This window comes from Burkholderia sp. Bp8986 (assembly GCF_003854225.1).
Taxonomy (GTDB): domain Bacteria; phylum Pseudomonadota; class Gammaproteobacteria; order Burkholderiales; family Burkholderiaceae; genus Burkholderia.
In genome coordinates this window covers 41,267-54,582 of record NZ_QTQM01000019.1, presented here as the reverse complement: position 1 = coordinate 54,582, position 13,316 = coordinate 41,267, and the positions used below count along the sequence as shown (strand labels likewise).

At 67.6% G+C, this 13,316-nt stretch carries 15 protein-coding genes; 12 read left to right on the top strand and 3 right to left on the bottom strand.

Going from position 1 to position 13,316, the window contains the following annotated elements; translation table 11 throughout:
• Positions 1-3: 3 nt before the first annotated feature.
• The 3 genes from kdsA (at position 4) to ftsB (ending at position 2,756) form a co-directional block, all read left to right on the top strand.
• Positions 4-858 (top strand): 3-deoxy-8-phosphooctulonate synthase, encoded by an 855-nt coding sequence (kdsA, locus tag DID99_RS18585; protein ID WP_124488301.1) that lies wholly within the window; start codon positions 4-6, stop codon positions 856-858.
• 106 nt (positions 859-964) lie between these two features.
• Positions 965-2,248, top strand: coding sequence for a phosphopyruvate hydratase (eno, locus tag DID99_RS18580; RefSeq protein ID WP_011885396.1), 1,284 nt, complete (start codon positions 965-967; stop codon positions 2,246-2,248).
• Positions 2,249-2,330: 82 nt separating this feature from the next.
• Entirely contained in the window at positions 2,331-2,756 is a 426-nt protein-coding gene (ftsB, locus tag DID99_RS18575) for a cell division protein FtsB (protein WP_044848176.1), read from the top strand.
• Between the two features lie 94 nt (positions 2,757-2,850).
• Here the strand turns inward: ftsB and DID99_RS18570 are convergent, their stop codons facing one another.
• From DID99_RS18570 to DID99_RS18560, 3 genes are all read right to left on the bottom strand, one after another.
• Positions 2,851-3,210: a hypothetical protein gene (locus DID99_RS18570; protein ID WP_124667269.1), complete on the bottom strand. Its 360-nt coding sequence runs from the start codon at positions 3,208-3,210 to the stop codon at positions 2,851-2,853.
• A 137-nt stretch (positions 3,211-3,347) separates the two neighbouring features.
• Positions 3,348-4,298 carry an Hsp33 family molecular chaperone HslO gene (hslO, locus tag DID99_RS18565; protein ID WP_124488299.1) on the bottom strand — a complete coding sequence of 317 codons (951 nt, stop codon included), beginning with the start codon at positions 4,296-4,298 and terminating at the stop codon, positions 3,348-3,350.
• A 25-nt stretch (positions 4,299-4,323) separates the two neighbouring features.
• Positions 4,324-4,848 carry a gamma carbonic anhydrase family protein gene (locus DID99_RS18560; RefSeq protein ID WP_057925213.1) on the bottom strand — a complete coding sequence of 175 codons (525 nt, stop codon included), beginning with the start codon at positions 4,846-4,848 and terminating at the stop codon, positions 4,324-4,326.
• Positions 4,849-4,992: 144 nt separating this feature from the next.
• Between DID99_RS18560 and DID99_RS18555 the strand changes: the two genes are divergently transcribed.
• From DID99_RS18555 to bamC, 9 genes are all read left to right on the top strand, one after another.
• The gene (locus DID99_RS18555; RefSeq protein WP_124667268.1) at positions 4,993-5,850 is read left to right on the top strand and encodes a ferritin-like domain-containing protein; all 858 of its coding nucleotides are present in this window, start codon (positions 4,993-4,995) and stop codon (positions 5,848-5,850) included.
• 208 nt (positions 5,851-6,058) lie between these two features.
• Positions 6,059-6,949: an alpha/beta fold hydrolase gene (locus DID99_RS18550; protein WP_124488297.1), complete on the top strand. Its 891-nt coding sequence runs from the start codon at positions 6,059-6,061 to the stop codon at positions 6,947-6,949.
• An 82-nt stretch (positions 6,950-7,031) separates the two neighbouring features.
• Positions 7,032-7,862 (top strand): 3',5'-nucleoside bisphosphate phosphatase, encoded by an 831-nt coding sequence (locus DID99_RS18545; RefSeq protein ID WP_124667267.1) that lies wholly within the window; start codon positions 7,032-7,034, stop codon positions 7,860-7,862.
• Between the two features lie 79 nt (positions 7,863-7,941).
• Positions 7,942-8,574, top strand: a complete 633-nt coding sequence (locus DID99_RS18540) for an L-threonylcarbamoyladenylate synthase (protein ID WP_124522131.1) — start codon at positions 7,942-7,944, stop codon at positions 8,572-8,574.
• 45 nt (positions 8,575-8,619) lie between these two features.
• On the top strand, positions 8,620-9,282 hold the full coding sequence (locus DID99_RS18535; protein WP_044847994.1) for a site-2 protease family protein: 663 nt from the start codon (positions 8,620-8,622) through the stop codon (positions 9,280-9,282).
• 8 nt (positions 9,283-9,290) lie between these two features.
• Positions 9,291-10,493, top strand: a complete 1,203-nt coding sequence (locus DID99_RS18530; RefSeq protein WP_044847993.1) for a tryptophan--tRNA ligase — start codon at positions 9,291-9,293, stop codon at positions 10,491-10,493.
• Positions 10,494-10,502: 9 nt separating this feature from the next.
• Positions 10,503-11,105 (top strand): bifunctional 2-polyprenyl-6-hydroxyphenol methylase/3-demethylubiquinol 3-O-methyltransferase UbiG, encoded by a 603-nt coding sequence (locus tag DID99_RS18525; protein WP_124667266.1) that lies wholly within the window; start codon positions 10,503-10,505, stop codon positions 11,103-11,105.
• Between the two features lie 47 nt (positions 11,106-11,152).
• The gene (gene dapA / locus DID99_RS18520) at positions 11,153-12,058 is read left to right on the top strand and encodes a 4-hydroxy-tetrahydrodipicolinate synthase (protein WP_044847991.1); all 906 of its coding nucleotides are present in this window, start codon (positions 11,153-11,155) and stop codon (positions 12,056-12,058) included.
• A gap of 111 nt (positions 12,059-12,169) precedes the next feature.
• Positions 12,170-13,315 carry an outer membrane protein assembly factor BamC gene (gene bamC, locus DID99_RS18515; RefSeq protein ID WP_044847990.1) on the top strand — a complete coding sequence of 382 codons (1,146 nt, stop codon included), beginning with the start codon at positions 12,170-12,172 and terminating at the stop codon, positions 13,313-13,315.
• The last annotated feature ends 1 nt before the right edge of the window (position 13,316 follow it).

Genomic DNA, 13,316 nt, shown 5'->3' with positions numbered 1-13,316 from the left:
AGCATGAAGCTGTGCGATTTCGAGGTCGGTCTCGACCAGCCTTTCTTCCTGATCGCGGGTACCTGCGTCGTCGAATCGGAGCAGATGACGATCGACACGGCGGGCCGCCTGAAGGAGATCTGCGAGAAGCTGAACGTCCCGTTCATCTACAAGTCGTCCTACGACAAGGCGAATCGCAGCTCGGGCAAGTCGTTTCGCGGCCTCGGAATGGACGAGGGCCTGCGGATCCTCGGCGAGGTGAAGCGCCAGCTCGGCCTGCCGGTGCTGACCGACGTGCATTCGATCGAGGAGATCGAGCAGGTCGCGTCGGTCGTCGACGTGCTGCAGACGCCCGCGTTCCTGTGCCGCCAGACCGACTTCATCCACGCGTGCGCACGCTCGGGCAAGCCCGTCAACATCAAGAAGGGCCAGTTCCTCGCGCCGCACGACATGAAGAACGTGATCGACAAGGCGCGCGACGCGGCGCGTGACGCGGGGCTGTCGGAAGACCGCTTCATGGCGTGCGAGCGCGGCGTCTCGTTCGGCTACAACAACCTCGTGTCCGACATGCGCTCGCTCGCGATCATGCGCGAGACGCACGCGCCGGTCGTGTTCGATGCGACCCACTCGGTGCAGCTGCCGGGCGGGCAGGGCACGAGCTCGGGCGGCCAGCGCGAATTCGTGCCGGTGCTCGCGCGTGCGGCGGTCGCGACGGGTGTCGCGGGCCTCTTCATGGAAACGCATCCGAATCCGGCCGAAGCGAAGTCGGACGGCCCGAACGCGGTGCCGCTGAACCGGATGGGCGCGCTGCTGGAGACCCTCGTCACGCTCGACCAGGCGGTGAAGCGCAATCCGTTCCTGGAAAACGATTTCAACTAAAGATCGAATGAACCATGCGACGGCTTCGCGCGTCAGTAGCGTAAGCAACGTCGGCGCGCATGCCGTCGCAGTTTGAAGAATCCATCGTCATTCTCAGAGGAAACCCATGAGTGCAATCGTAGATATCATCGGCCGCGAGATTCTGGATTCGCGCGGCAACCCCACCGTCGAATGCGACGTGCTGCTCGAATCGGGCACGATGGGCCGCGCGGCGGTGCCGTCGGGCGCGTCCACCGGCTCGCGTGAAGCGATCGAACTGCGTGACGGCGAAGCCGGCCGCTACAACGGCAAGGGCGTGCTGAAAGCGGTCGAGCACATCAACACCGAAATCTCCGAAGCCATCATGGGCCTCGACGCGTCGGAACAGGCGTTCCTCGACAAGACGCTGCTCGAGCTGGACGGCACCGACAACAAGTCGCGCCTCGGCGCGAACGCGATGCTGGCCGTGTCGATGGCCGTCGCGAAGGCAGCGGCTGAAGAAGCCGGCCTGCCGCTGTACCGCTACTTCGGCGGCTCGGGCGCGATGCAGCTGCCGGTCCCGATGATGAACATCGTCAACGGCGGCGCGCACGCGAACAACAGCCTCGACATCCAGGAATTCATGATCGTCCCGGTGAGCCAGCCGACGTTCCGTGAAGCCCTGCGTTGCGGCGCGGAAGTGTTCCACGCACTGAAGAAGATCCTGAGCGACCGCGGCATGAGCACGGCAGTCGGCGACGAAGGCGGCTTCGCGCCGAACTTCGGCAGCAACGACGAGTGCCTGTCGACGATCCTGCAGGCGATCGAGAAGGCCGGCTACCGTGCGGGCGAAGACGTGCTGCTCGCGCTCGACTGCGCGGCCTCCGAGTTCTACCACGACGGCAAGTACCAGCTCGCGGGCGAAGGCCTGCAACTGTCGTCGGCCGAATTCACCGACTACCTCGCGACGCTCGCCGACAAGTTCCCGATCGTGTCGATCGAAGACGGCATGCACGAAGGCGACTGGGACGGCTGGAAGCTGCTGACCGAGCGCCTCGGCAAGAAGGTGCAGCTCGTCGGCGACGACCTGTTCGTCACGAACACGCGCATCCTGAAGGAAGGCATCGAGAAGGGCATCGCGAACTCGATCCTCATCAAGATCAACCAGATCGGTACGCTGACCGAAACGTTCGCGGCAATCGAAATGGCGAAGCGCGCGGGCTACACGGCCGTGATCTCGCACCGCTCGGGCGAAACGGAAGATTCGACGATCGCGGACATCGCGGTCGGCCTGAACGCCGGTCAGATCAAGACGGGTTCGCTGTCGCGCAGCGACCGCATCTCGAAGTACAACCAGCTGCTGCGCATCGAGGAAGATCTCGGCGACATCGCGAGCTACCCGGGCAAATCGGCTTTCTATAACCTGCGCTAACGCGCTACTATCGGGTTCGTCATCTCGACGCCGCTCTGTGCATGTCGCGCGGAGCGGCGCTTCTTATATCTGCGTCTCTTACATGCGGCTTGTCACTGTCGTCCTGATTGCCTTGCTGGCGCTCATTCAGTACCCCCTATGGTGGGGACACGGCGGCTGGTTGCGGGTGCACGAATTGCGCCAGCAGCTCGGCGATCAGCTGCAGAAGAACGCGGACGAGAAGCTGCGCAATGAACGGATCGCGGGCGAAGTGCAGGATCTGCAGGGCGGTACCGCGGCCATCGAGGAGCGCGCGCGCTACGAGATGGGCATGGTGAAGGATGGCGAAGTGTTCGTGCAGTTCGTATCGCCGAACGCGCCGGCCAGCCCGCTGAACAACACGCCGTCGAGCACGTCGACGCGCGGTACCGTGTCCGCGGCACCCGTGCGTGTCGTGCCGAACCCGCAGTCGATCGCGAAACCGTCGCGGCATCACGGCGGCGAGAAGGGCAAGGCCGCGCATCACTGAGCGCGGGAGTCCGAACCATTGAAAAAGCGCGGGAAATGCCGCGCTTTTTTATTTCCTGTCAGTCGTCAATCGGGTCGGTCGACGCGATGTCGCGTCACCACCACCAGCCCGGGTAACCGTAGCCATAGCCGATGCCGGTGCCCCACCGGTTGCCCCAACCGCCGCCGTAATAGCCGCCGTAGACGGTCACGGGTGGCGGCGAGTAATAGGACCACGCGCGCGCGGCGGCCTCGGCCGCCATCGCGTCGTTCTGCTCGCGCAGCACCTGCCGGTCGATCTCGTCGTAGCGTTTGCGCTCCGCGCTCGACAGGGCGGGCGGCCGGCCGCCCGACGCGCCTGGCTCGGGCAGGCGGCTCAGGATCGTCGACGTAGGCGGCTGCACCGCGCAGCCGGCGAGGGCCAGCGTGCCGGCTGCGACGCCGGCCAGGACGAGGGTGCGGAACGGGCGATTCATGTGTTTCTCCAGCAGCGCGCCGCAGTGGAAAGCGGTTTGCGCCGAAGGCGGGACCTGCGGCGCGTGAGCCGTACGGGCGACGCTCGTGCGTCATTATGCGCCCGCGCCCGCATCGCGGGCACGGACGCGCGGCGCGCTCAGTGACGCTGGTCGGTCGCGGGCGTGATGCCGGTCGCGAGTTCCGGCGCGGCGAACAACTGCGCGACGTCGACGGGATCGAATTCGTAGCGCTGGTTGCAGAACTCGCAGTGGATCTCGACGTGACCGCGCTCGACGATCACGCTGTCGACTTCGTCGCGGCCGAGCATGCGCAGCATCGCGCCGACCTTCTCGCGCGAGCACGAGCACTGGAAACGCGTCCCGGCCGGGTCGAAGTGCTGCACGTTTTCCTGCCAGAACAGCCGGCGGAACACGACTTCCGGTTCGACCTCGAGCAACTCCTTGGCGGACAGCGTGCCGCCGAGCGTGCAGACGCGCTCCCAGGTGTCGGCGTCGGTCTCGGCGTTGCGCGGCACGATGCCGCCGTCGCCCGGCAGCTTCTGCAGCAGCATGCCGACCGCGCGGTCGCGATCGGCCGCGAGCCACAGCCGCGTGTCGAGCTGCTCCGAGTGGTGCATGTAGTGCTCGAGCACCTGCGACACCGATTCGAGCGGGCCGTCGACGCCGTTCAGCGGCACGATGCCCTGGTACGGCTGCTGGCCCGGCAGTTTCTCGGCCGGGTCGAGCGTGATCACGCAGCGGCCGTGACCGCTCGCGTTGACGAGCGACGCGAAGTGCATGTCGTCGCCGATCGTCTGCGCCGCGTCGCCGGCGAACTTGGCCGTGGCGCGCATCGACAGGTCCGAGCCGCACTGGACGACCAGCATCTGGACCGGTCCGTCGCCGAAGATCTGCATGATCAGGGTGCCGTGAAATTTCAGGTTCGCCGACAGCAGCGCACACGCGGCCATCATCTCGCCGAGCACCGTGCGCACCGGGGCAGGGTAGTCACGGCGGGAAAGCACCTCTTGCCACGTGTTGCGCAGCGACACGATCTCGCCGCGCACGGGTGCCGAATTGAACATGAATTTCTGTAACTGGTCGCTCACTCTTCTTCCTTGAAATCCGCGCGAATCAGCCGATCCGCACGAGTTGCTCCTTGAAATGCGCACGCCGCTCGACGTACGTCTTCGCATTTGCGCGCAGCCGCGCGATGTCGTCTGCCGACAGCTCGCGCACGACTTTCGCCGGGGCGCCGAGAATCAGCGAATTGTCCGGGAACGTCTTGCCTTCCGTCACGACCGCGCCGGCACCGACCAGACAGTTGCGGCCGATCACCGCTCCATTCAAGACCACCGCCTGAATCCCGATCAGCGAACCCTCGCCGATCGTGCACCCGTGCAGCATCGCCTGGTGCCCGATCGTCACGTTTTCGGCAATCGTCAGCGGAAAGCCGGGGTCCGTATGCAGGACCGCGCCTTCCTGGACATTGCTGCCGGTGCCGACCGTGATCGTCTCGTTGTCGCCGCGAATCGTCGCGCCGAACCAGACGCTCGCGTTTTCCTCCAGCACGACCTTGCCGATGATGGCCGCCGTATCGGCGACGAATACGCTTTCGTGGATCGTCGGGGCCGTCTCGCCCAGTTTGTAGATCGTCACGGAGTCTCCTGGTCTCTTCGATGATGGGCGCCGGTAGAATGGCGCGTCTGGCGTGCCGGGCGCGTTGCGTGACGGCACAAACGCTTATTGTAAACCGTCGCGTGCCTGCGCTCCCGCGATGCGCGCGGATGGTGCCCCCGTTTGATGAGCATGCAGCCTTCTTCCCTTACCGCGGCGCCGCGTTGCGTGCGCCGCGCCGCACTCGACGCGCTGCGGATCTCCGAGCCGGCCGCGAAGGCCTCGCAGGTCCGTGCGCTGTATGACGCGCTGCTGGCCGGACGGGCCGCGATCGCGCCGGCGCTCGGCCTGGACGAGCCGGCCGACCTGCCCGGCCGTCCGGCGCGCCCGCCGCTCGTCGAGCCGCGCCAGCTCGAGCGCCGCAGCATGCGCTCGCCCGCGGGGCGCGCGGTGTTGCTGCACGCGCTCGCGCATATCGAATTCAACGCGATCAACCTCGCACTCGACGCCGTGTGGCGCTTCGCCGGCATGCCCGACGCGTTCTACGCGGACTGGCTGAAGGTCGCGGCCGAGGAGGCCTATCACTTCACGCTGCTGTCCGACCGGCTGGCCGGGTTCGGGCATGCGTACGGCGATTTCCCCGCGCACAACGGGCTGTGGGAGATGTGCGAGCGGACCAAGGCCGATGTGCTCGCGCGGATGGCGCTCGTGCCGCGCACCCTCGAGGCGCGCGGGCTCGACGCGTCGCCGCCGATCCGTGCGCGGCTCATGCAGGCGGGCGACGACGCGTCCGCGGCGATCCTCGACGTGATCCTGCGCGACGAAATCGGCCATGTCGCGATCGGGAACCGCTGGTTCCGGCACTTGTGCGACGCCGCCGGCCGCGATCCGGTTCCCACCTACCGCGAGCTTGCCGAGCAGTACCATGCGCCGCGGCTGCGCGGCCCGTTCAATTTCGACGCGCGCCGCACCGCGGGATTCGAGCAGGCGGAGCTGGACGAACTCGCCGCGCAGGACGTGCCGGACGGCCCGGCGGCGGGTTAGGGCGAGCGGGCGCCGCCGGCTCCAGACGGGCGGGCGAACGCTGCCGCCGGCTGGCCACACGGGCCGCTCGGCGGCATTTCCGTGGCAGCCGATGCGCCGGACACGTACCGTCGGCTCACCGTCGCTAGAGCGCAGCCTCGACTGCCGGGCGCCGGAACGGAAGTGCCATCGCTATAATCGAACGACCATTCTTTTTTTGGCGGCTGCAATGAATGCCTCGAGTTCTGTTTCCGATTTCGTCACCGTCCGCGGCGTCAAGCTGCATGTCCGGCGCTGGGGCCGGCCCGATGCGCCGACGCTGTTCATGCTGCACGGCTGGATGGACGTCGCGGCATCGTTCCAGTTCGTCGTCGACGCGCTCGCGGGCGACTGGCAGGTGATCGCGCCGGATGCGCGCGGCTTCGGCCTGTCCGACTGGCCGGTCGCGCGGCAGGGCGGCGGTCATTACTGGTTCCACGAGTACCTGGGCGATCTCGACGCGCTGGTCGATCACTATGCGCCGACCGGCGAAGTCAACCTGGTCGGGCACAGCATGGGGGCGAACGTCGTGTGCCTGTACGCGGGCGCGCGGCCGGAGCGCGTGCGGCGCGTGGTCGACCTCGAAGGGTTCGGGCTCGCCCCCGCGCGGGCCGAGCAGGCGCCGCGCCGGCTGCGCGGCTGGCTCGACGAGCTGCGCGCGCCGCCGGTGCTGCGCCCGTACGCGTCGCTCGACGACGTGGCGGCCCGGCTGACCAAGACCAATCCGCGGCTCGATCCGCGCCGCGCGGCGTTCCTCGCCGCGCACTGGTCGAAGCGCGGCGACGACGGCCTGTATCACCTGCTGGCGGACCCCGCGCACAAGATGGCGGGCCCGCAGCTGTACCGGCTCGACGAAGTGATGGCCGTCTGGAAGCAGGTGCGCGCGAAGGTGCTGCACGTCGAGGCCGTCAATTCGCCGACGCTCGCCTACATCGCGGGCGACATCCCGCTGGCCGAGTTCAAGGCGCGCTTCGGCGCGTTCCCCGACTGGCGCGAAAAGCTCGTCGAGGATGCCGGCCACATGGTCCATCACGACCAGCCGGAGCAGGTCGCGGCGCTGATCGAGGCGTTCTGCGCATAGGCCGGCGGCGGCAGCGGCGGGGCAGGCGGGCGGCGCATTTGCCGCATTGCAGTAGAATGAAGCTTCACCTGCCATACCGACAATGAACGCTGATCTCCACTGCCATTCGAATGTTTCCGACGGGTTGCTGTCGCCTGCCGACGTCGCGCGCCGCGCCCATGCCGGCGGCGTGACCCTGTGGGCGCTGACCGACCACGACGAGATCGGCGGCCAGGCGGCGGCGCGCAGCGAGGCGGAAGCGCTCGGTATGTGCTACCTGAGCGGCGTCGAGATTTCGGTCACGTGGGCGTCGCGCACCGTGCACATCGTCGGGCTGCACATCGATCCGTCGAACCCGGCGCTCGTCGACGGCCTGTACCGCACGCGCCACGGCCGTGCGGCCCGTGCGCGGGCGATCGCCGCGCAGCTCGAGACGCTCGGCATCCCCGGCGCGTACGAAGGCGCGCTGAAGTACGTGTCGAATCCCGACCTGATCTCGCGCACCCACTTCGCGCGTTTCCTGGTCGAGAACGGCCATGCCGCATCGACGTCCGACGTGTTCGACCGCCTGCTCGGCGACGGCAAGCCGGGGTTCGTTCCGCACCGCTGGGCGACGCTGTCCGACGCCGTCGCATGGATTCGCGCGGCGGGCGGGGAGGCCGTGGTCGCACACCCGGGCCGCTACCGCTATACGCCGGTCGAATTCGACGCATTCTTCGGCGAATTCATCGATCTCGGCGGCCGGGCGATCGAGGTCATCACGGGCAGCCACACGCCCGACCAATACCGCGAATACGCGGACGTCGCGCGCCGCTTCGGCTTCGAGGTGTCGCGCGGTTCGGATTTCCATGCGCCGGGCGAGGGCCGCGTCGAACTCGGCAGCCTGCCGCCGTTGCCGCCCGACCTGAAACCGGTCTGGGAGCGCTGGCTCTGACGCGTCGCGGCCGCTTGCCGTTCGCCGTTCGCGCTGCCGGCGAGGCGCGCATCCGACTTCTCCCTCTTTACGTGTCCCCATGTCCCAGTTCTTCAGGATTCATCCGGATAATCCGCAGCCGCGTCTGATCAAGCAGGCCGCGGACATCGTCAGCAAGGGCGGCGTGATCGCAATGCCGACCGATTCGAGCTACGCGCTCGCGTGCCACCTCGACGACAAGGACGCGGTCGAGCGCGTGCGCCGCATCCGCGGCCTCGACGAGAAGCAGCACCTGTCGCTGCTCGTGCGCGACCTGTCGGAACTGGCCAACTTCGCGATGGTGGACAACCGTCAGTACCGGCAGATCAAGTCAGTGACGCCGGGCCCGTACGTGTTCATCCTGCAGGCAACCAAGGAAGTGCCGCGCCGGCTGTCGCATCCGTCGCGCAAGACGATCGGGCTGCGCGTGCCCGATCACGCGATCACGCTCGCGCTGCTCGAGTCGCTGGGCCAGCCGCTGCTCGGCACGACGCTGATCCTGCCGCCGGACGACGAGCCGCTGAACGATCCCGACGACATCCGCGCGCGGCTCGAGAAGCAGGTCGATCTCGTGATCGACGGCGGCGCGTGTCCGCGCGAGCCGTCGACGGTGATCGACCTGACGGGCGACGCGCCGCAGCTCGTGCGCGCGGGGCGCGGCGCGCTCGAACCGTTCGGGCTGTCGGCCGCGTAAGCGCCATTCATTTTTGCGCGAGTGCGCTTGTTACAATAACGCGATATGGACGCTTCCCTGATTCAGACCATCGCCGTCTACGCGCTGCCCGTGATCTTCGCGATCACGCTGCACGAGGCTGCGCACGGCTATGCCGCGCGCCTGCTCGGCGACAACACCGCCTACATGATGGGGCGCGTGTCGTTCAACCCGATGCGCCACATCGATCCGCTCGGCACGATCGCGATTCCGCTCGTGATGTATTTCCTGACCGGCGGCGCTTTCCTGTTCGGCTATGCGAAGCCGGTGCCGGTATCGTTCGGCAACCTGCGCGATCCGCGCTGGGGCAGCCTGTGGGTGGCGCTCGCGGGTCCGGCCTGCAACTTCGTGCAGGCGCTGGTCTGGGGCGTGCTGACCATCGTGCTGCCCGCGGCCGGCATCGACGAGCCGTTCTTTACGCGGATGGCCTATGCGGGCGTCAGCGCGAACCTGGTGCTCGGCGTGCTGAACCTGTTTCCGCTGCCGCCGCTCGACGGCGGCCGTATCCTCGCGGCACTGCTGCCGCCGAAGCAATCGATCGCGCTGTCGCGCATCGAGCCGTACGGTTTCATCATCGTCCTCGTGCTGGTCACGACGGGCGTGCTGACGAATTTCTGGCTGCGCCCGCTCGTGAACGCCGCGGCCGGCGTGCTGAGCGCCATCCTGTCTCCCTTCGCCTCGCTTTTCTAACGACAATCATGTTCCCAGATCGTATTTTCTCCGGCATGCGACCCACCGGGTCGCTGCACCTCGGCCACTACCACGGCGTGCTGAAAAACTGGGTGAAGCTGCAGTCCGAGTACCCGTGCTTCTTCTGCGTGGTCGACTGGCATGCGCTGACGACGCACTACGAAACGCCCGAGGTCATCGAGAAGAACGTGTGGGACGTGCTGATCGACTGGCTCGCGTCCGGCATCGATCCGGCGCAGGCGACGCTGTTCATCCAGAGCAAGGTGCCCGAGCATGCGGAGCTCGCGCTGCTGCTCGGCATGAGTACGCCGCTCGGCTGGCTCGAACGCGTGCCGACCTACAAGGAGCAGATGGAGAAGCTGAAGGACAAGGACCTGTCGACCTACGGCTTCCTCGGCTACCCGGTGCTGATGGCGGCCGATATCCTGCTGTATCGCGGCTCGCTCGTGCCGGTCGGTGAAGACCAGGTGCCGCACGTCGAGATGACGCGCGAGATCGCGCGCCGCTTCAACTACCTGTACGGCCGCGAGCCGGGCTTCGAGGAGAAGGCGCTCGAGGCCGCGAAGAAGCTCGGCGGCAAGCGCGCGAAGCTCTATCACGAACTGCGCAACGCGTACCAGCAGGAGGGCGACGACGAGGCGCTCGAACAGGCGCGCGCGATGCTGCAGGAGTCGCAAAGCCTGTCGATGAGCGACCGCGAGCGCCTGTTCGGCTATCTCGAAGGCGCGCGCAAGATCATCCTGGTCGAGCCGCAGGCGCTTTTGACCGAAGCGTCGCGGATGCCGGGCCTCGACGGCCAGAAGATGTCGAAGTCGTACGGCAACACGATCGGCCTGCGCGAGGACGCGGAGACGATCACGAAGAAGGTCCGCACGATGCCGACCGATCCGGCGCGCGTGCGCCGCACCGATCCGGGCGATCCCGACAAGTGCCCGGTGTGGCAGCTGCATCAGGTCTATACGGACGAAGCGACGCACCAGTGGGTGCAGAGCGGCTGCCGCTCGGCGGGTATCGGCTGCCTCGACTGCAAGCAGCCGGTCGTCGAAGGGATCCTGCGCGAACAGCAGCCGATGCTCGAGCGCGCACAGAAGTACATGGACGATCCGTCGCTGCTGCGCGCGATCGTCGCGGACGGATGCGACAAGGCGCGCAAGCACGCGGTCGAGACGATGCGCGACGTGCGCGAGGCGATGGGCCTGTCGTACACCTGACCTGACGGCATGCGCGAACCCGTCATTGCCGCCGCGGGCGGCCACGTCGCCCAGACCGAGCCGTCGCGCTGGGTCAGCTGGTGGTCGCGGCTCGTCCCGGCGGGCGGCGCGGTGCTCGATGTCGCCGCGGGCGGCGGCCGCCATGCGCGCTGGTTTGCGTCGCACGGGCATCCGGTCGTCGCGCTCGACCGCGATCCGGCCGCGCTGGCCGCATTGCGCGCGATTCCCGGCGTCGACGCGCGCGACGCCGATCTCGAGGGCGCGCCCTGGCCGCTGCCGGCCGGCGCGTCGTTCGCGGCGGTGATCGTCACCCATTATTTGCATCGTCCGCTCTGGCCCCATCTGCTTGATGCGGTGGCGCCGGGCGGCGTGCTGATCTACGAAACCTTCGCGCAAGGAAACGAAACGGTCGGCAAACCGTCCAATCCCGCGTTCCTGCTCGCCCCGGGCGAGCTGCTGGACGCGGTGCGCGGCCGCCTGCGGGTGGTCGCGTACGAGGACGGATTCGTCGCCGCGCCGCGCGAGGCGTTCGTGCAGCGCATCTGCGCGGTACGCGAGGGCGCGACCCCGACGGCGGGGGCGGGAATTCCACGTTACGAACTGCCCGGCTAATCCGCTACAATCTCAACGTTTACCGGTACATCAATCAATCGCGTTTCATGGCTAACGGCACCCAAGACGGCATTCAAATCCGCGGCAGCATCCCCGCGATCGTCACCCCGATGCTCGAAGACGGCAGTCTCGACCTGCCGGCGTTTCGCAAACTGATCGACTGGCACATCGCGGAAGGCACCGATGCACTCGTCGTGGTCGGCACGAGCGGCGAGTCGGCAACGCTCAACGTCGAAGAGCACATCCTGATGATCCGCACGGCGGTCGAGCATGCGGCGAAGCGCATCCCGATCATCGCGGGCGCAGGCGGCAATTCGACCGCCGAGGCGATCGAACTGACGAAGCACGCGAAGGCCGTCGGCGCCGACGCGACGCTGCAGGTCGTGCCGTACTACAACAAGCCCACGCAGGAAGGGATGTACCGGCACTTCAAGGCGATCGCCGAAGCGGTCGACCTGCCGGTGATCCTGTACAACGTGCCGGGCCGCACCGTCGCGGACATGGCGCACGAGACGACGCTGCGCCTCGCGCAGGTGCCGGGCATCATCGGCGTGAAGGAAGCGACCGGCAACATCGATCGCGCCGCGCACCTGATCAAGGCCGCGCCGAAGCATTTCGCGATCTACAGCGGCGACGATCCGACCGCGATCGCGCTGATGCTGCTCGGCGGCCACGGCAACATCTCGGTGACGGCGAACGTCGCGCCGCGCGCGATGAGCGACCTGTGCCGTGCGGCGCTGGCTGGCGACGTCGCAACGGCGCGCGAGCTGCACATGAAGCTGCTGTCGCTGCACAAGAACCTGTTCATCGAGGCAAACCCGATTCCGGTGAAGTGGGCGCTGCAGGCGATGGGCAAGATGCAGGGCGGCATCCGCCTGCCGCTTACGCCGCTCGACGAGCGCTGCCACGATGTCGTACGTTCGGCCCTCGTCGAGGCCGGCGTCCTCGCCTGAGGCTCAGGCGGCCGCGTCCTGCGGCCGCCGGCTCGACCCCTCATCAACCCGCACCGGCCGGCTCCGTCCGGCGCCGCTCCTGACGAGCGTTCTAGCAAGACGAAGGATTTCATGAAACGTTTCGCCTTTTCCTCTCGCGCCATCCAGGTTTCGGTGGTGGCGCTGGCGCTGGGCGCGCTCGCCGGCTGCGATACGCTGAACGATTATCTGGCACCTGACCGGGTCAACTACAAGAACACGGGTTCGGCGCCGCCGCTCGCGGTGCCGAGCGACCTGAAGCCGGTGCCGACGACCCAGCAGTTCGTCGCGCCGCCGAGCAACGCCGGTCTCGGCACGCTGCCGCCGCGGGCGACCACGGCCTCCGGCAACGCGACCGACGGCGTCCCGAGCGCGCAGGATCCGCTCGGCATGCATATCGAGCGCGACGGCGATCGCCGCTGGCTCGTCGTGGACGGGCGCACGCCCGAGCAGCTGTGGCCGATCCTGAAGGAGTTCTGGCAGGAAAACGGCTTCTCGCTGAAGACCGACGCACCGTCGACCGGCATCATGGCCACCGACTGGGCCGAGAACCGCGCGAACATTCCTGACGACTGGTTCCGCCGCACGATCGGCAAGGTCATCGACTTCGCATACTCGTCGGGCACGCGCGACCGTTTCCGCACGCTCGTGAACCGCACGCCGGACGGCAACACCGACATCTCGATCACGCACAGCGCGATGGAAGAAATGATGGTCGGTCCGCAGGGCGGCACGTCGTCGCGCTGGGAAGAGCGTCCGCGCAACCCGGTGCTCGAGGCCGTGTTCCTGTCGAAGCTGATGCAGAAGTTCGGCCTGAGCGACGCGCAGGCGAAGCAGCTGCTGACCGATGCACGTCCCGCGACGGCGCCGGCGAAGGTCGCTGACACGAGCGGCGGCGCCGCGACGCTGCAGCTGGCGGAATCGTTCGACCGCGCGTGGCTGCGCGTCGGTCTCGCGCTCGACCGTACCAACTTCGCGGTCGACAATCGCGACCGCGAGAAGGGCCTGTACACCGTCCGCTACGCGAACACGATGGAAGAGCTGAAGCGCGACGGGCTGTTCGGCAAGCTGTTCTACGGCGGCCCGTCGGCGGCCAAGCCGGGCAAGGAATACCTGGTCAACGTGCGCGCGCAGGGCAATGGCGGCACGCAGGTCGCGGTGGTCGACGCGAACGGCCAGGTCGACAACTCGTCGGATGCGCAGCGGCTCATTTCGCTGCTGCAGGCCCAGCTGAACTGAC